We start from the raw sequence: 17,149 nt of genomic DNA on the forward strand, positions 1-17,149 counted from the left end.
GGGCGCGCCGTCGGGCATCAGCGGTAGTCGGCCGCCACCGTCAAGGGTCAAGACCGTCTTCGTTCTGGCCGACCAACGGCGGGCGTGGCAGCGAAGCGCAGCGGGCGGTGTCCGGCGGGAGCGACGGTCGCGCCCACCGCGGACCCGGGACCTAGCGCTTCGCCGTCGCCTTGGGCTTGCGGCGCGCGGCCGCGGCAGCCTCGGCCCGCTCCGCGTCACGGCGCCGGCGCAGCACCAGGGCGATGGTCGCGACGACCAGGCCGCCGACGGCAGCGACCCCGATCAGCAGCCACGCGGTGCCGTTGCCGCCGCCGGCGGTCTCGGTCGCGGGTGCCGAGGCGGCCAGGGGAGTGGGTGCGTCGCAGTTGGACTGTTGCGTGTTGTTGGTCGTGCCGACCTGGAACGCCGCGGTGCAGGTGCGGGCGATCGGCGGGCCGAACTCGACCGTGACCGCCCACTCGCCCGCCGGCAGCGTGCTCATGTAGACCAGCGTCCCCGGCGCCGACGACTGCACCATTTTGGCCGGCGCCACCGCCGTGCCGTCGGCCTCCTTGGCGCTCAGCGTGGCGTCGACGAAGCCCTCCGCCGGGTGGCCGTCCTCGTAGGTCACGTTCACCCAGACCGAGCCGCGGCCGTCGTGGTTGACGGTGATCTTCGCGCCGCCGTGTGCGGCGGCCGGTGCCGGCGGCCAGAGCAGCAGCGCGAGGAGCGCGGCGAGCAGGGGAGCGGCGGCGCGGCGGAGGCTGGGCTTCACCGCGACAGTATCGCCGCCCGTCGATCGTCTCCGGAAGGGGCTACTCGCCGCGCTTCTGGCGGCGGCGCGCGGCGGGCTCGCGGGCCAGGCGGCCGACCAGGCCGAACCGGCTGACCTGCTTCTCCGGGGCGTCCGGGTCGCGCAGCAGCATGACCACGCTGGCGCCGCCGAGCTGGTGCGCCCGGTCGATGCTCACCGAGCCCCTGGCCTGCAGCGTGACCCGCTTGGCGATGTCGAGGCCCAGGCCCGTCGAGCCGCGGTCGCTGGCGCCGCGGCGCAGGGCCCGCTCGGGGTTGGCGATGCCGGGGCCGGCGTCGTCGACGCGGACCGCGACGTACCCGTCCCGGCGCGAGATCGCGACCTCGAACGCGGTGCTCTGCGGCGTGTAGCGGAACACGTTGCCGATCACCGCGTCGATCGCGGCGGCCAGCTCGGCCCGGGGCACGGGCACCGGCATGCGGGTGTGCGCGCCGACCACGCGGTGCGGGCGGTTCTGGTCGTCTGCGAGCTGCGACCAGAACACCATCCGCTCGCGGACCACCTCGCTCGCGTCGCAGCTGCCCGGCCCGACGTCCTGCGAGATGGTCTTGCGGGTCGTCTTGATCAGCACGTCGATCTCGCCCTCGAGCGTGACGATCGCCTGCCGGATCCGCCGGATCGTGCGCCGCCGGTCGAGCTCGGCCTCGCTGAACGAGCCGATGCTGGTGTCGTCGGAGTCGAGGGCGTCGGCGTCGAGGCGCAACACCGTCAGCGGCGTACGCAGCCGGTGCGAGAGGTCGGCGACCAGCTCGAACTCGTCGGTGCGGGTGACGCTGAGCCGTTCGGCCATCCGGTTGAAGGCCAGCCCGGCCTCGGCCAGCTCGCGCGGGCCGCTGGGGCGCACCCGGGTGGTCAGGTCGCCGTCGCCGAGCCCGACCGCCGCGTTGGCCAGCGTGCGGGCCGCGCCGACCGCCCGGCCGGCGATCCGGTCGACCACGATCACGGTGACCACGACCAGGGCCAGCGCGATGCCGAACAGCAGCAGCCACGTCTGTCCGGAGCCGCCGGAGAGGACCGGGTCGGCGACGAAGACCTCGATCACCGCGATCCGGTTGCCGACCCGGACCGGCTCGAGCCGCAGCGCGCCGCCGTCGACGTCGACGACCACGGGCTGGTCGCCGGCGGAGGCGCGCTCGATGTCGACGCCCGCGGCCCGCGACTTCGCGCCGGCCTCGATTCCGTGCACGTGGACGTCGCCGCCGGCGGCCTGGATCGCCGTGCCGAGCTTGTCGGCGTCGGTGGTGACGGCCAGCGCCCCGGCCACGATGCCACTGCGGCGGGCAGCCTCGGACAGCGCGTCCTCGCGGTTGTCCCGCTGGATCGCGATGCCGAGCGGAATGAGGAACGCCAGGGCGACGACGGTCGTCATGCCGGCCGCGAGTGCGGCCAGCGCCGGCCTCAGTCGGGGGCCACCAGCCGGAACCCGACCCCCCGCACGGTGCGCAGGTAGCGGGGTTTCGCCGCGGACTCGCCCAGCTTGCGGCGTAGCCAATACAGATGAACGTCGATCGTCTGGTCCTCGCCGACGGACGGCTGGCGCCATACCTCCTCCAACAACTCCCGGCGGGAGACTACCCGGCCCGGGCGTGCCGCGAGGTAGGCCAACAGGTCGAACTCTTTCCGGGTCAGCGCGAGCGCCTCACCGTCGAGCTGTGCGCTGCGCTCGCCGACGTCGACGCGCAAGCCCCCGACCTCGTGCACCGCGGGCGCGACCGTGCGGCTGGCCCGGCCCACGCGCCGCAGCACGGTGGTGATCCGGGCGTCGAGATGGGCGCCGGTGAACGGTTTGACCATGTAGTCGTCGGCGCCGGCCCGCAGGAGCCGCACGATGCCCTGCTCGTCGTCGCGCGCGGTGGCGATGATGATGGGCACGTCGGTGATGCCGCGGAGCATGCGCAGCGCGTCGGCGCCGTCGAGGTCGGGCAGACCCAGGTCGAGAACGACCAGATCGGGCGTTTCGGCGGCGACCCGGCGGAGGGCGTCGAGAGCGGTGCCGACCGCGTGGACCGCATGCCCGCGGTCGGCGAGGGACCGCAGCATGGCGCCGCGTACGACATGGTCGTCTTCGACCAGCAGGACCGTGGCCACGTGAAGAACCTACTGCCCTTGGCAAGTCGGCGAGCGGGCACGCTGTCCGTCATTCGGTTGGCTGCGCCCGAATAGCCGGACTTACACCGTCTTAATCGGACATAAGCCCTTGGTTCGGCGGGGAGATCGGCCATTCCTCGAATTCCCGACATCGCCCGTCGGAGGCGAGCCGGATCACCCACAGGTCGCGGTACTCGTGCGGTTCGGGTTCCGCGTAGTGCACCTCGACCCGCACCACCGCCGTGTCGCCGTCGACCGCGACGATCTCGTTGGTCATCGTGAACGGCTCGGCCGCGCTCGCCCGCTCCGCCTCCCACATGACCGCGATCGCCGGCAGGCCCACGACGGGCTGCGCGTAAGGGCCCTGCGCGTAGCGGGCGTCGGCGGTGAAGACGTCGGCCAGGCCGTCGGTGCCGGGCGTGCGCCACGCCTGCTCGTAGGCGTCGATCCAGTCCAGCACCCGGGAACGTGAACCATCCATGAGGGCATCTTTCCCAAACGACGACGGGTCATGGGCGAAACCGCCCATGACCCGTCGTTCCCCCTGGATCTCCGCTGCCCCTATGCCGGTTCGACGACCAGGTCCGGCTCGGGCTGCGCGGCCGGCCGGCGGACCGAGCGGAAGCTCAGCGCCACCACGACCAGGCCGGCCGCGATCACCACGGAGACCACGTTCGCGACGTTCATGCCGTGCACGAAGCTGACCGGGTCGGTCGCGCCCGCGGCACCCGCCGGCCCGACCGCCGCGCCGAACACCGCGATCAGCACGGCCAGGCCGAGGGTCGCGCCGACCTGCTGCATGGTCTGCAGCACGCCGCCGGCGACACCCGCGTCCCGCGGCTCGACCGATCCCATGATCACCGGGGTCAGCGGCACGAAGATCAGGCCGCCGCCGAGACCGAGCAGGAACATCGGGCCGAGCAGCGAGCCGGCGTACGAGCTGGTCGTGGTGAGCTGGGTCAGCCAGGCCAGGCCCGCGACCATCAGCGGCGCGCCGGTCAGGGCGAGCGGGCGCGGGCCGATCCGGTGCAGCACCCGCGGCACGACCCGGCTGACAGCGAACACCGACCCGGCCATGGGCAGGAACGCGAGGCCCGTGGCCAGCGGCCCGAAGTGCAGCACGATCTGGACGTACTGCGTCAGGAAGTAGAACGCCGACATCATCGCGGCGGGTGCCAGCATGAAGCCGACGTAACCCACCGCCCGGTTGCGGTCCTTGAACAGCCGCAGCGGTACGAGCGGCTGCGCGGACCGCATCTGGATGGCGAGGAACGCGACGAGCATAAGCACGCCGAGTCCCAGCGAGGTCAGCGTCTGGCCGGCGGTCCAGCCGTGCGTGGAGGCGTGGATGAAGCCGTAGGTCAGCGCGCCGATGCCGAGGGTCGCGGTGGCCGCGCCGGGCCACTCCAGGCGGCCCGGATGGCGCTCCGGCTCCCGGACGTGCCGGGGCGCGAGCAGCACCGCGGCGATGCCGAACGGCACGTTGATGAACAGCACCCAGCGCCAGGACAGCACGTCGGTGAGCACGCCGCCGAGGATCAGGCCGATCGCGAAGCCCGCGCTGGCCATGGCCGAGAGCAGGGCGAGCGCCCGGATCCGCTGGCGCGGCTCGGTGAACGTGGTGGAGATCAGGGCGATCGTGTTGGGGCCGGCCATCGCGGCACCGACGCCCTGGACGACGCGGGCGACCAGCAGCCAGGTCGCGTTCGGTGCCAGGCCGCCGACCAGGGACGCGACCGTGAAGAGCGCGATGCCGGCGATGAACAGCCGGCGCCGGCCGAGGATGTCGCCGGCCCGGCCGCCCAGCAGCAGCAGGCCGCCGAAGGTCAGCGTGTAGGCGTTGATCACCCAGGACAGGCCGGCGGTGGAGAAGCCCAGGCCCTCCTGGATGTGTGGCAGCGCGACGTTCATGACCGTGCCGTCGACGACCAGCATGAGCTGGCACGCCACGATGATCAACAGCGCGAGCCGGCCCGGTGCCCGGGCCTCGGTGCCGGCGCTGCTGGTGATCGCCGGCACGGACGTTTGCGTGGACAAGATTCTCTTCCCCCGAGAGGCGTGGAAACGGAGATCGTCTCCGCTTAGCTCGTGAGCTAGCATATGGAGGACGTCTCCGATTTCGCAACACTATCCGGAGACAGTCTCCGGAAATAGTGTGCTGACACACAGCGACCAGGGGAGGTGCGGAAGCGGTGACCACCGATCGTCCGCTGCGCGCCGACGCGCGCCGCAACCGTGAGCGCGTCATGACGGCCGCCCGGGAGACGTTCGCCGAGCACGGCGAGAAGACGACCCTCGACGAGATCGCCCGCCGGGCCGGAGTCGGCCCGGGCACGCTCTACCGGCACTTCCCCGACCGGGAGACGCTGCTCGCGACGGTCTACCGCACCGACATCGAGTCGCTGGCCCAGCGCGGCCGGGCCCTGGGCGACGAGTACCCGCCCGGCGAGGCGTTCGCCCGCTGGCTGCGGCTGCAGTTCGACCACATCAAGGCCAAGCGCGGCGTCGGCACCGCGGTCAAGCGGATGCTCGGCACCGGCTCACCCACGATGCTCGAGTGCAAGAGCCTGATGCGCGACGCGGCTGGTGACCTGCTCGAACGCGCGCAGGAGGCGGGCGACATCCGCAAGGACGTCGACCCCGACGACGTGCTGCGCCTCGTGCACGGCGTGGTGCTGGCGACCGAGACCGCCCCCGAGATGGCCGACCGGCTGCTCGGCTTCGTGCTGGACGGTCTCCGGCCGCCGCAGACCTAGGCCCTTTTTCGTATCTGGTGCCGGGCTGCGGCGGGCCCAGGCGCCGCCTGACCGCACGGCGGCCGACACCTGGACTCCGCCTCGTCTCGACCCCAGATACGAAGCAGGGCCTAGGCGGGAGCCCCCGGCATCTTCAGCACCCACCGGTAGGCCTGGACCAGCCCGGTGTCGAAGCCGGCCGCCGAACCCCAGAGGAACAGCCGGAACCGGCGGTAGAGCGGCTCACCCCAGCGGGCCACGATCTCGTCGCGGCGTTCGTCGAGGCGCTTCGCCCACTCCCGGCAGGTCAGGTAGTAGTTGTGCCGGTCGTCGTCGAGGCTGATCAGCTCGAACGGCGAGCGGGCGACCTGGCGCAGGTACTGATGAAGCAGCAGCGGCGCCGAGTTGCCCGGGTAGATGTAGCGCTTCATGAACGTCGAGATGCCGTGCTTGCGGCGCATCGCCAGCGCGTCCAGGTAGACCTTGCCGCCGGGCTTGAGCAGCTCCGCGTACTTCGCCAGCGTCGTCTTGTAGTCGGGCAGGTGCTCGGTGACGCCCATGTTGACGATCGCGTCGAACTTCTGGTCGCTGCGGTAGCCGAAGATGTGCTGGCGCACCACGTTCACCGGCAGCTGCTCGCGGGCGAACAGGTCCTTGAGATAGCGCTCCGACTCGACCGCGAGTGTGGTGGTCGTCACGTCGATGCCGCGCCGGGCGGCGTGCTCGGAGAACGCGCCCCAGCCGCCGCCGACCTCCAGCACCCGGTCGCCGGGCTTGACCTCGATCGCTTCCAGCGCGAGGTCCATCTTGCGGGTCATCGCGTCCTCGAGCGGCTCGTCGTCGCTGGCGAACACGCCTTCGGTGTAGCAGCGGTGCCGGGTGTCGAGGAACGTCAGGAAGAACTCGCTGTCCTCGTCGTAGTGCTGCGAGATGGCCTGCCGGTCATTTTCCTTGCGCCCCTGGAACAGGGCGGCCGGGGTGAACCGGGACAGGTAGGCGATCGGGTGGAAGTCGTTGAAGAACTTGCGCATCTTCAGCGCGGCGGCCAGGTCGCCGTCGACGTCCAGCCAACCCTGCAGGTAGGCGATCGCGACACCGAGCTGGTCGAGGGAGCCCAGCGCCTTGGCGGCGCGCGGGTCCTTGACGGTGAGGGTGAACACGGGATCGCCGTTGCCGAGCACCTGCGGGGATCCCCCGGCTGGCACGACGGCGAACGGGACGACCGGCTGGGTCGTCGAGAACGTCTGGTAGCGGCGCTTGAGGGCGGAGATCATGTCCGACGGGCTCACGGCCTGAATGTAACCCCCGGGTCCGGCTGACCGCAGCGGTGCCAGGCGTGATGACTAGCATTTACCCAAACGTCCTTCGACCGAGGAGATCCGCCGTGTCCGCATCCCGCACCCCCGCCGTGGCCGACCCCGTCGTCGTCGCCGCGGGGACGACGGCGGCCGACGCGGTGGCCGCGGCCGGCCTGCCGATGACCGGGCCCAAGGCGATCGTCGTCGTGCGTGACGGCGAGAGCCGCCTGCGCGACCTCGACTGGGTGCCCTCCGCGGACACCACGGTGACCCCGGTGGCGATCGACGAGCCCGACGGTCTCAACGTGCTGCGGCACTCGACCGCGCACGTGCTCGCGCAGGCCGTGCAGGACGTGTTTCCCGAGGCCAAGCTCGGCATCGGCCCGCCGATCGACAACGGCTTCTTCTACGACTTCGACGTCGCCAAGCCGTTCCAGCCCGACGACCTGGCCAAGCTCGAGAAGCGCATGCAGGAGATCATCAAGTCGGGGCAGCGGTTCCGCCGGCGGGTGTTCGCCTCGGCATCCGACGCGCGCGAGGAGCTGGCCGACGAGCCCTACAAGCTGCAGCTGGTCGACATCAAGGGCACCGGGGAGCTCGACTCCGAGGAGACCGTCGAGGTCGGCGGCGGCGAGCTGACGATCTATGACAACGTCGACGCCGAGAGCGGCAAGACCTGCTGGTCCGACCTGTGCCGCGGCCCACACCTGCCCAACACGCGGCTGATCGGCGCGTTCAAGCTGATGCGCACGGCCGCCGCCTACTGGCGCGGTTCCGAGAAGAACCCCCAACTGCAGCGGGTGTACGGGACGGCGTGGCCGACCCGGGACGCGCTGAAGGCGTACCAGAAGCTGCTCGAGGAGGCCGCGCGCCGCGACCACCGCAAGCTCGGCGCGGACCTCGACCTCTTCTCGTTCCCCGACGAGATCGGCTCGGGCCTCGCGGTGTTCCACCCGAAGGGCGGCATCATCCGGCGCGAGCTGGAGAGCTACTCGCGCCTGCGGCACGAGGTCTCGGGCTACGAGTTCGTCAACAGCCCGCACATCACCAAGGGCCACCTGTTCGAGACGTCCGGGCACCTGCCGTACTACAAGGACACGATGTTCCCGCCCATGCAGCTCGAGGGCGCGGAATACTTCCTGAAGCCGATGAACTGCCCGATGCACAACCTGATCTTCAAGGCGCGCGGGCGGTCCTACCGGGAGCTGCCGCTGCGGCTGTTCGAGTTCGGCACGGTCTACCGCTACGAGAAGTCGGGCGTCGTGCACGGCCTGACCCGGGTGCGCGGCCTGACGATGGACGACTCGCACATCTACTGCACCCGGGAGCAGATGCCCGGCGAGCTGCGGTCGCTGCTGTCCTTCGTGCTCGACCTGCTGCGCGACTACGGCATCTCCGACTTCTACCTCGAGCTGTCCACCAAGGACGATTCGCCGAAGTTCATCGGTGACGACGCGGACTGGGCCGAGGCGACCGCCCACCTGGAGGCCGCCGCCCGTGACTCGGGACTGGAGCTCGTGCCCGACCCGGGTGGGGCGGCCTTCTACGGCCCGAAGATCTCGGTGCAGGCGCGCGACGCGATCGGCCGCACCTGGCAGATGTCGACGATCCAGGTCGACTTCAACCAGCCCGCGCGGTTCGGCCTGGAATATCAGGCGGCCGACGGCACCCGGCAGCAGCCGGTGATGATCCACCGGGCGCTGTTCGGCTCGATCGAGCGGTTCTTCGGCATCCTGACCGAGCACTACGCGGGCGCGTTCCCGGCGTGGCTGTCGCCGGTGCAGGTGGTCGGCATCCCGATCCGCGACGACCACGCCGGCTATCTCCAGTCGTTCGTCGACGCGCTGCGGGCCGAGGGGATCCGGGCCGAGGTCGACACGTCCGACGACCGCATGCAGAAGAAGATCCGCACGGCGCAGCAGCAGAAGATCCCGTTCATGGCGATCGCCGGTGACGACGACGTGTCCGGTTCGACGGTCTCGTTCCGCTACCGCGACGGGTCGCAGCGCAACGGCGTGCCGCTGGCCGAGGCGGTCGAGCACGTCGTGTCGATCGTGCGGTCGCGGACGAACGTGTCGCCGTCGGCCGCATGATCGGCAACCCGGGCCAGCCGGACGGGCTAGACCGGCTCTGGACACCGCACCGGCTGGCCTACATCAAGGGCGGCGGGGACAAGTCCGACGAGGGGTGCCCGTTCGACCGGGCGCCCCATCTGCCGGCCGCCGAGAGCCTGGTGGTGGCCCGCGGCAAGGTCGTCTACGCGGTGCTCAACCTCTACCCGTACAACCCCGGGCATCTGTTGATCTGCCCCTACCGCCACGTCGCCGACTACACCGACCTCACCGACGAGGAGGTGGCGGAGGTGGCGTCGTTCACCCAGGACGCGATGCGGACGATCCGCCGCGTCAGCGGCGCGCACGGCTTCAACATCGGCATCAACCAGGGCTCGGTCGCCGGCGCCGGCATCGCGGGCCACCTGCACCAGCACGTGGTGCCGAGGTACGGCGGCGACGCCAACTTCATGCCGATCGTCGGGCAGACCAAGGTGCTGCCCCAGTTGCTCACGGACACCCGCGACCTGCTCTCGGACGCCTGGGCCACGGAGTGAGGCGCGCGGTCGCGCTGGCCCTGGTGCTGGTCGTGGCCGCCGGGTGCGCGCTCGGCGACGTCCTGGAGGGCTACGGCGACTCGGTCGCGATGACGGACTCGTCGCTCGTCGGCACGTGGTGGGGCGGCACCACCCGGGTGCTCTTCTTCGGGTCCGACGGCTCGGTGATCGCCAACGACCTGCCCGTGCCGCTGGTCGACATGGTCCTGCCGCCCGACTTCGACCGCTCGGCGTCCGGTGCCGACGCGGCCGGCACCTGGCGGATCACCCCGAGCGGGGAGGTGGTTCTCGAGCTCGAGCTGATCGCGGGTGCGCCCACCGCCATGGCGGGTCCGGAGCTGTCCAGCTTGCGGGACGAGGCCGGTGTCGTCGGGTTGTGGTTCTTCTACGTCGGCGACGGCGGCAACAGTTGGACGGTTTACCACAAGGTCTGAGCCGTTCGGGGCGGAGAAAACGAGCCGCCCTCTCGTACCCTCTCGCCATGAGACGTGGTCGGGCGCGGGCGGTGGTCCTGCTGGTGGCGGCGCTGACCGCCGGCTGTGCCGGCGAGCCGGCCGGTGAGCCGCGGTGGCGCTCGGGCTCGACGCCTGCCGCCCCGTCCATCGCGCCGACCGCCTCGCCGGCACCGCCCGCCGACCTGACGCTGGCGTTCGCGGGGGACGTGCACTTCACGGGGCGGACGCTGGCGCTGCTGGACCGGCCGGAGACGGCGTTCGGCAAGATCAGATCGACGCTGTCGGACGCGGACCTGACGATCGTCAACCTGGAGACGGCGGTGACGGGCCGGGGCACGCCGGAACCGAAGCGCTTCCACTTCCGGGCGCCGGACAGCGCTTACGCGGCCCTGCGCGCGGCCGGCGTCGACGCGGCGTCGGTGGCCAACAACCACGCGCTCGACTACGGCCGGGTGGGGCTGCTCGACACGCTCGACTCGGCCGCTTCGGCGGAGTACCCGATCTTCGGGGCGGGGCGCGACATCGACGAGGCGTACGCCCCCTGGCTCACCGAGGTCAAGGGCGTCCGCATCGCGGTGCTGGGCATGTCACAGGTCGGCGAGCTGTCGGCCCAATGGAAACCGACGGCGACGCGCCCGGGCGTCGCGATGGCCTTCGACGCGGCCAGGGCGACGGCGGCGGTGAAAGCGGCCCGCGCGAAGGCGGACCTGGTCATCGTGTTCATGCACTGGGGCGTGGAGGGCAGCTCGTGCCCGAGCGGCCAGATGAAGACGTTCGCACAACGCATGTCGACGGCGGGTGCCGACATCGTGCTGGGCACGCACGCGCACACGCTGCTGACGGACGGTTGGCTGGGCTCGACGTACGTCCACTATGGATTAGGCAACTTCCTCTGGTACGGCAACTCCCACAGCACGGACTCGGGCGTCCTGAAGCTGACGGTCCGCGGCCGCAAGGTGGTAAGCAACACGTTCCTACCGGCAACGGTCTCGGGCACAGGCCAGCCGGTCCTGGTTTCGGGCGCGGCGAAGAAGACGATCGAGAACAAGCTCCGCACCGCCGCACGATGTACGGGCCTGGCCTCCCGCCCGTCCTGACGTCCTACGCCCTGTCGAGGTAGAACACCTCCTCCCGGGTGATGGCGCCGTCGGTGACGGTGTAGAGCGACTGTTTCGTCGTCGTCCGGCGGTGGCCGCCGGCGCCGTGGTCGGTTTCGTCGAAGGTGAAGCGGACCGCGAACCGGTCGCCGCCGACGAACGGTCCCTCGACGGTCACGGCGTGGATTTCCAGGTCGGCGTTGAGCTGCTGGCTGTGCGTCATGATGTCGTCCAGGCCGTGGTGCTCGGCGCCGCCCGGCTCCAGCGGTGCCACCCGGACCACGTCGGGCGATGCGAGCCGCAGGGCGTGGTCCATCCGGCCCGCGCGGAACGCGCCGACGTAGCGGTCGGCGACCTCCCGCGTGCCGAGCACGCGGAAGTCGTCGGCGTGGTCGGCCGCCCAGCGCGCGAAGGAGCGGGCCGGTCGGCCGAGGATCCGCTCCACGGTGTCCGTCACCGGCTCGGGTTGGTCGACGAGCGACGCCCAGTAGGCCAGGGCGTTGTCGGCCCACGCCGGCTCGGCCCAGGCCGCCATCTCGGCCCGGGCCTCGTCGGGTGGCTGCGCCACGAACGGCACCTCGCGCCCGATGGCGTCGCCGATCGCCGCTACCTGGTCGGCCTGGCTGATCACCGCCGGCCCGGTGAGGACATAGGACTGTCCGATGTGCTGAGCGCCCGCGGTGAGCGCCGCGGCGGCGACGGCCGCGATGTCCGCTTCGTGGATCAACGATCGCTGCGCGGCCGGGTACGGGATGCGGACGGTCTGCCCGGCCCGCACGGCCGGCGCCCAGCCGAGTGTGTTGGTGGCGAGCCCGCCGGCCCGCAGGAACGTGTAGCCGAGCCCGGCGTCCACGACCGCCTGCTCGACCGTGCCCCAGACGCCGACGGTGCCCCGGTTGTCGTCGGTGACCTGGAGTGCCGAGACGTAGACCACGTGGCGGACGCCCGCGCCGGCCAGCGTCGCCGCCACCTGATCGATCCCGGCGGCGTCCAGCGAGGGCCACAGCAGGAAGACCCGGTCGACCCCGTCGAGCGCCGCCGCGAGGTTGGCCGGATCGCGGAGATCGCCGCGAACAACGGCGGTGCCCGGGGGAACCAGCGCGGCGGCCGGTCGTCGCGCGAGCACCCGCACCGGCGCACCCCGCAGGTGTTCGACGAGACGGCGCCCGATGTTTCCGGTGCCGCCGATGACGAGGATGGTGCCCTTGGAGTCGGTCATGCCTCCACCCTCAAACCTCAACATTTGTTCAAGTCAAGCTAGGCTGGCGCGATGCCACCCGCGAAGGAGCTGACGATCGGCGAGCTGTCGGACCGCAGCGGCGTCCCACAGTCGGCGCTGCGCTTCTACGAGCGCCAAGGCCTGATCTCCAGTCGCCGCACGACGGGCAACCAACGCCGCTACGACCGGACGACGCTGCGCCGGGTGGCGTTCATCCGCGCCTCGCAGCGCGTCGGCATCCCGCTGGCCCAGGTGGGCGAGGTGCTCGGCTTCCTGCCGGAGGGCCAGCCGCCGACCCGGGAGTTCTGGCTGCGGGCGTCGGAATGCTGGCAGGCGGCCCTGGACGACCGCATCACCCAGCTGCAACGCATGCGCGACCGCTTCACCAGCTGCATCGGCTGCGGCTGCCTGTCCTTCGACGAGTGCGCCCTGGTCAACCCGGACGACGAACTGAGCGCCCGCGGCCCCGGCGCCCACCTCCTGGAGGCCCGCTCGCCGCGTTGACCGCCCAACCGTCCACCGGCGTCCCGACCCGCGCCCACCGACAGCACACGGTGACGCCTCCGACCGACGACGGGCTGAGCATCTCGCGGACCAAGTCAGCGCCGCCGGAGACCAGCCGCGGGTGTCTCAGGCGCCGCTGTGGAGAAACGCGGCAACGGCGTCGCGGACGTCCGTGTGGAGGGCGTGCCTGCCGCGAAGCGTCTCGGACAGCCGAGCCCGGTCCAGAGCCGCACCGCGCCACGCCGAAGCGGGCAGTCGGCCCACAGCAACCAGCAGGTCGCCAGGGTAGAAGTCGCCTTCGACAAGCGGATCGTCGGCCAAGACGGTCATGACGATCGGCGGCAGGACCGGGACGGCCTCCTCGCTGGCGAACTCGCCAACGGCTTTCGCCGCAGGGCGACGCAGCGTCGGACGAGGGTCGTGGCGTCCGCGCCGAGCGCGCGGCCGAGACCGAGCATGACGGAGGCGATCAGCCGGGGCGGCCGTAGGGGATCACCTGGATCCGGCTCGCGGACGCCTTCGATCTCGTCGATCGTGTCTGAGGTCATCGCATCCATTGCCCTCACCCGCTCTGATCGCCGAGGCCGCCATCCGGCCCGTGACCCGGTAGGTGGCACTGCGGCCGCGGGCCACAAGGCGGCTCGTCCGTGACTCGGCGGCCGGGCCGGGCCGACCTCAACGGCACCCTCCCGCCCGGGACCGAGACGTTGTCGGCCTGGCCATCGGTCCTATCGCCCTGTGCTGTCGGACCACAGGCCCACCCGGCGTTGCCTACCGCCTGCTGACCGGGCGGTTGGTAGCCACGCGCGGAGCTGGCCGAGATCGAGGCCCGGGAGCCTCGCGCCGGTTGTCCATGCCAACCTCCGCGGCGTCAGACGAAGGTCAGTGTCACCGGTAGGCCGGCGAAGGCCCCATAGCGTTCTGCCTCCTCCGTCAGCGCCTTGCGCTGCCGCGCCGTCGGCTCCGCGAACAGGTCGACCTCCAGCGTGATGCTCTTCGCCGTCAGCTTGCGCCGCCAGAACGCGCCGATCTGGCCGTCGAAGGCGATCGGGTGGAACATCGAGTTCTCGTTGTACTGCCCCGGCGCCGGTGCCAGGCCCGCCAGGTTGTAGGCGTATTTGGTGTCGCTGAAGGCCACCACGTATTCGTCGTAGCCCTGCAGCAGCGCCGCCGCCGGTGGGGGAGCGGGCTCCGGGCCGTCGGCGGCGAACCACACCGTGCGGCCGTCGACCTCCGCGCTGGTCAACGCCGGCCCGCACAGAGCGATGCCCTGCTTGATCTGCTTCACCGTCAGGCTCGACCACCACGCGAAGTCCTTGACCGTCGCCGGCCCGTGGCTCGTGAAGTAGCGCCGCGTCAGCTCCGCCAGGCCCTCCTCCGGAGACAGCGACACCGGCGCCGCCACCCGCTCGGACACCAGCGCGTAAGTGTGCTGCTTGCCTCGCCGCACCCCATTGGCGATGAGCCCCGACAGCTCCGCGAACATCACCACGTAGCCCAGCTTGTTGCCCGTCGCCGCGAAACCGGCGCTCGCCAGCGCCGCGCCCAGCTCCGGGCGCGTCAGGTGGTTGCCGCCGCTCAGCGCCGCGACGATGACGGCGTTCGTGCGCTCGGCGGTGTCAGGATCCAACTCGTGCATGCGGTTGTAGTAGCCGTTGAACACGTGCACCCGCGGCCCGGTCAGCGCCTGGATCCAGCCGAGCTCCGCACCCAGCACGAAATGCCACGTCGGGCGCAGGATGTGCGTGCGCAGGATCGTGCCGTCGTCGAGCAGCCGCTGCACGTCGGCGTCGACGACCCCGGGGGCGCACCGCTGCGCCAGCGACCACTTGGCCACCGCGTATTCCTGCGACTGCACGCACCCCAGCCGCCGCACCACCGACGGCGGATCGGCGCACGACGGCCCGGAGAGATGCTGCTGATGCATCCGAAGCCGCGCGATCGAGAGCCCGTCCATGGCCCAGAGTGTATGGACGACCACCGACAAGAAACCGGGCGCGGCCGACGAGAAGACGGCCGCGCCCGGTAACGATCAGGCCGCGTGCTCCTTGCGCACCGCCTCGGCCAGATGGCTCGGCATCGGCTCGTACCGCGCGAACGACCGCCCGAACGTCCCCGACCCCGACGTCATCGACCGCAACTCGACCGCGTACCGCACCAGCTCCGTAGCCGGCACCTCGGCCCTGACCAGCGTCCGCTCGCCACCGGCCGGATCGGGCTCGGTCCCCAGCACCCGACCGCGCCGGCTGGACATGTCAGACATGACGGCGCCGACGTAGGCGTCCGGGATCCGGATCACGATCTCGTCGACCGGCTCCAGCAGCGTCAGCAGCCCCTTCTCCGCCGCGTCCTTCAACGCCAGCTGCCCAGCGGTCTGGAACGCCGCGTCCGACGAGTCGACGCTGTGCGCCTTGCCGTCGAAGAGGGTGATGCGCAGGTCGACGACCGGGTAGCCGGCCATTATCCCGCGCTCCATCTGCGCGCGAACGCCCTTCTCCACCGACGGGATGTAGTTGTGCGGCACCGCACCACCCACCACCTTGTCGGCGAACTCGAAGCCGGCACCGCGCTCCAGCGGCTCCACCTCGATGTCGCACACGGCGTACTGCCCGTGGCCGCCGGACTGCTTGACGTGCCGGCCGTGCCCCTTGGCGCCGGCGACGAACGTCTCGCGCAACGCGACGCGTACCGGCTCGGTGTCGATGTCGGCACCTCCGCCCCGCAACCGGTCGAGGACGACGTCGGCGTGCGCCTCGCCCATGCACCACAACACCATCTGGTGCGTCTCCGGGTTGCGTTCCAGGCGCATCGTCGGGTCGCCGGCCACCAGCCGCCCGAGGTTCTTGGCGAGCGTGTCCTCGTCGGACCGGGTCTTCGCGACCACCGCGACCGGCAGCAGCGGCTCCGGCATCTCCCACGGCGCGACCAGCAGCGGGTCGTCCTTCGACGAGATCGTGTCGCCCGTCTCCGCACTGCCCGACTTCGTTATCGCACAGATGTCACCGGCGATGCACGACGGGACCTCGCGCAGCGACGAGCCAAGCGGCGAGTAGATGTGCGCGATCCGCTCGTCGGAGTCGTGGTCCGGGTGGCCGCGCTGTTCCATGCCGTGCCCGGAGATGTGGACGGTCGCCTCCGGGCGCAGCGTGCCCGAGAACACCCGCACCAGCGACACCCGGCCGACGTGGCGGTCGATCGTGGTCTTCACGACCTCGGCCACCAGCGGGCCGTCGGGGTCGCAGGTCAGCGGCGGCCGCGGCGAGCCGTCGACGCCGGTGACCACGGGCAGGTCGTGCTCGAGCGGCGACGGGAACGCCGAGGTCAGCACCTCGAGCAGCGCGTCGATGCCCACCTTGCTCTCGGCACAGGTCGGGATCACCGGGTAGAAGTGGCCCCGGGCGACCGCGGTCTCGAGGTCGTTGATGAGCACCTCGGTGTCGATCTCCTCGCCGCCGAGGTAACGCTCCATGAGCGTCTCGTCCTCGCTCTCGGCGATGATCCCCTCGATCAACTCGTTGCGCGCCTCGGCGATCGCCGGCAGGTGCTCGGGATCGGGGTCGCGCACCTCGGGCGGATAGCCCTTGCTGTAGTCGAAGACCCGCTGCGTGATCAGGCCCATCAGGCCGACCGTGGACACGCCGTCGTCACCGAGCATGGGCAGATACAACGGGAGTACGTTGTCGCCGAACACCCGCTGGCACAGCGCGACCGTCTCGTCGAAGTCGGCGCGCTGGTGGTCGAGCCGGGTGACCGCGACCGCGCGCGGCATGCCGACGCTGGCGCACTCCTCCCACAGCGTCGCGGTCGCCGCGTCCATGCCGTCGGCGGCCGGCACCACGAACAGCGCCGCGTCGGCGGCGCGCAGCCCGGCCCGGAGCTCACCGACGAAGTCGGCGTAGCCGGGGCTGTCGAGCAGGTTGACCTTGATGCCCTCGTGGATGAACGGGGCGGCGGCGAGGCTGACCGACCGTTGCTGCTTGACCGCGGCCGGGTCGTGATCACAGGTCGTGGTGCCCTCGGTCACCGAGCCGGCCCGGCTGATCGTGCCGGTCGCGGCGAGCAGTGCCTCGACGAGGGTCGTCTTCCCTGACCCGGAATGTCCGACGAGCACCACGTTGCGTACCCTGCCGGGCTCATCCACCACCGGCGCGGGGCCGGTGACTCCCTTCTCCTGACCCTTCTGAGCCATGGGGACCTCCCTGGGTGAGCTAGCTCACGTCATCTCTCGATCCCACACCCGCAACCCGCCGTACACAAGCCCGACCCCGAAGGTGAGCAAGTGACGGACGACCCGCCCGGGAACAGCGGGCACCGTATCGTCACGGGCGCCGCACCGTTATCGTGGGTGCGCC

General features: G+C 71.3%; 16 protein-coding genes and 1 pseudogene. 6 read left to right on the forward strand and 11 right to left on the reverse strand.

Translation table 11 applies throughout. The annotated features are described in order from the left end of the window. Window positions 1-151 precede the first annotated feature (151 nt). The 5 genes from AB0H87_RS10910 to AB0H87_RS10930 form a co-directional block, all read right to left on the reverse strand. Entirely contained in the window at window positions 152-754 is a 603-nt protein-coding gene (locus AB0H87_RS10910; protein ID WP_360142648.1) for a hypothetical protein, read from the reverse strand. A gap of 40 nt (window positions 755-794) precedes the next feature. Continuing rightward, window positions 795-2,162, reverse strand: coding sequence for a HAMP domain-containing sensor histidine kinase (locus tag AB0H87_RS10915; protein WP_360142650.1), 1,368 nt, complete (start codon window positions 2,160-2,162; stop codon window positions 795-797). A 29-nt stretch (window positions 2,163-2,191) separates the two neighbouring features. Further along, window positions 2,192-2,881 carry a response regulator transcription factor gene (locus AB0H87_RS10920; RefSeq protein WP_203706985.1) on the reverse strand — a complete coding sequence of 230 codons (690 nt, stop codon included), beginning with the start codon at window positions 2,879-2,881 and terminating at the stop codon, window positions 2,192-2,194. Window positions 2,882-2,972: 91 nt separating this feature from the next. Beyond that, on the reverse strand, window positions 2,973-3,362 hold the full coding sequence (locus AB0H87_RS10925; RefSeq protein ID WP_360142653.1) for a nuclear transport factor 2 family protein: 390 nt from the start codon (window positions 3,360-3,362) through the stop codon (window positions 2,973-2,975). An 80-nt stretch (window positions 3,363-3,442) separates the two neighbouring features. Continuing rightward, the gene (locus tag AB0H87_RS10930; RefSeq protein WP_360142655.1) at window positions 3,443-4,918 is read right to left on the reverse strand and encodes an MFS transporter; all 1,476 of its coding nucleotides are present in this window, start codon (window positions 4,916-4,918) and stop codon (window positions 3,443-3,445) included. Window positions 4,919-5,073: 155 nt separating this feature from the next. On the opposite strand from AB0H87_RS10930, the gene AB0H87_RS10935 reads away from it, so the two are divergent. Next, window positions 5,074-5,637, forward strand: coding sequence for a TetR/AcrR family transcriptional regulator (locus AB0H87_RS10935; protein ID WP_360142657.1), 564 nt, complete (start codon window positions 5,074-5,076; stop codon window positions 5,635-5,637). A 110-nt stretch (window positions 5,638-5,747) separates the two neighbouring features. Here the strand turns inward: AB0H87_RS10935 and AB0H87_RS10940 are convergent, their stop codons facing one another. Beyond that, window positions 5,748-6,905, reverse strand: coding sequence for a class I SAM-dependent methyltransferase (locus AB0H87_RS10940; RefSeq protein WP_360142659.1), 1,158 nt, complete (start codon window positions 6,903-6,905; stop codon window positions 5,748-5,750). A gap of 95 nt (window positions 6,906-7,000) precedes the next feature. On the opposite strand from AB0H87_RS10940, the gene thrS reads away from it, so the two are divergent. Genes thrS through AB0H87_RS10960 form a run of 4 tightly spaced genes read left to right on the forward strand, consistent with a single transcriptional unit; the run spans window position 7,001 to window position 11,074 of the window. After that, window positions 7,001-9,007, forward strand: a complete 2,007-nt coding sequence (thrS, locus tag AB0H87_RS10945; protein ID WP_360142661.1) for a threonine--tRNA ligase — start codon at window positions 7,001-7,003, stop codon at window positions 9,005-9,007. Further along, entirely contained in the window at window positions 9,004-9,522 is a 519-nt protein-coding gene (locus AB0H87_RS10950; RefSeq protein WP_360142663.1) for an HIT domain-containing protein, read from the forward strand. Before thrS ends, AB0H87_RS10950 begins: the two co-directional genes overlap by 4 nt. After that, window positions 9,519-9,956, forward strand: coding sequence for a hypothetical protein (locus tag AB0H87_RS10955; RefSeq protein WP_360142665.1), 438 nt, complete (start codon window positions 9,519-9,521; stop codon window positions 9,954-9,956). The genes AB0H87_RS10950 and AB0H87_RS10955 overlap by 4 nt, the downstream gene beginning before the upstream one ends. Window positions 9,957-10,003: 47 nt before the next feature. After that, window positions 10,004-11,074, forward strand: a complete 1,071-nt coding sequence (locus tag AB0H87_RS10960) for a CapA family protein (protein ID WP_360142667.1) — start codon at window positions 10,004-10,006, stop codon at window positions 11,072-11,074. A 4-nt stretch (window positions 11,075-11,078) separates the two neighbouring features. On the opposite strand, the gene AB0H87_RS10965 is transcribed toward AB0H87_RS10960, so the two are convergent. Together AB0H87_RS10965 and AB0H87_RS10970 are read right to left on the reverse strand one after the other, a co-directional pair. Then, on the reverse strand, window positions 11,079-11,447 hold the full coding sequence (locus tag AB0H87_RS10965) for a nuclear transport factor 2 family protein (protein WP_360142705.1): 369 nt from the start codon (window positions 11,445-11,447) through the stop codon (window positions 11,079-11,081). A gap of 3 nt (window positions 11,448-11,450) precedes the next feature. Beyond that, window positions 11,451-12,293 (reverse strand): annotated as a pseudogene (locus AB0H87_RS10970) (NAD(P)H-binding protein); the annotation flags it as partial. 51 nt (window positions 12,294-12,344) lie between these two features. Between AB0H87_RS10970 and soxR the strand changes: the two are divergent. Beyond that, window positions 12,345-12,797, forward strand: coding sequence for a redox-sensitive transcriptional activator SoxR (gene soxR / locus AB0H87_RS10975; RefSeq protein WP_360142669.1), 453 nt, complete (start codon window positions 12,345-12,347; stop codon window positions 12,795-12,797). A gap of 126 nt (window positions 12,798-12,923) precedes the next feature. Here the strand turns inward: soxR and AB0H87_RS10980 are convergent, their stop codons facing one another. The 3 genes from AB0H87_RS10980 to AB0H87_RS10990 all read right to left on the reverse strand — a co-directional run bounded on the left by AB0H87_RS10980 (window position 12,924) and on the right by AB0H87_RS10990 (window position 16,986). Beyond that, entirely contained in the window at window positions 12,924-13,202 is a 279-nt protein-coding gene (locus AB0H87_RS10980; protein WP_360142707.1) for a contact-dependent growth inhibition system immunity protein, read from the reverse strand. A 466-nt stretch (window positions 13,203-13,668) separates the two neighbouring features. Further along, window positions 13,669-14,754, reverse strand: a complete 1,086-nt coding sequence (locus AB0H87_RS10985; RefSeq protein WP_360142671.1) for a winged helix DNA-binding domain-containing protein — start codon at window positions 14,752-14,754, stop codon at window positions 13,669-13,671. A gap of 75 nt (window positions 14,755-14,829) precedes the next feature. After that, window positions 14,830-16,986: an elongation factor G-like protein EF-G2 gene (locus AB0H87_RS10990; RefSeq protein WP_360142673.1), complete on the reverse strand. Its 2,157-nt coding sequence runs from the start codon at window positions 16,984-16,986 to the stop codon at window positions 14,830-14,832. Window positions 16,987-17,149 lie beyond the last annotated feature (163 nt).

Source organism: Asanoa sp. NPDC050611, assembly GCF_040654855.1.
Taxonomy (GTDB): domain Bacteria; phylum Actinomycetota; class Actinomycetes; order Mycobacteriales; family Micromonosporaceae; genus Asanoa.

Excerpts from the sequence above, each read along its gene's own strand:
- AB0H87_RS10925 (WP_360142653.1), bottom strand. The coding sequence starts at position 3,362 with ATGGATGGTTCACGTTCCCGGGTGCTGGACTGGATCGACGCCTACGAG.
- AB0H87_RS10990 (WP_360142673.1), bottom strand. The coding sequence starts at position 16,986 with ATGGCTCAGAAGGGTCAGGAGAAGGGAGTCACCGGCCCCGCGCCGGTG.
- AB0H87_RS10960 (WP_360142667.1), top strand. The coding sequence starts at position 10,004 with ATGAGACGTGGTCGGGCGCGGGCGGTGGTCCTGCTGGTGGCGGCGCTG.
- AB0H87_RS10985 (WP_360142671.1), bottom strand. The coding sequence starts at position 14,754 with ATGGACGGGCTCTCGATCGCGCGGCTTCGGATGCATCAGCAGCATCTC.
- AB0H87_RS10915 (WP_360142650.1), bottom strand. The coding sequence starts at position 2,162 with ATGACGACCGTCGTCGCCCTGGCGTTCCTCATTCCGCTCGGCATCGCG.
- soxR (WP_360142669.1), top strand. The coding sequence starts at position 12,345 with ATGCCACCCGCGAAGGAGCTGACGATCGGCGAGCTGTCGGACCGCAGC.
- AB0H87_RS10950 (WP_360142663.1), top strand. The coding sequence starts at position 9,004 with ATGATCGGCAACCCGGGCCAGCCGGACGGGCTAGACCGGCTCTGGACA.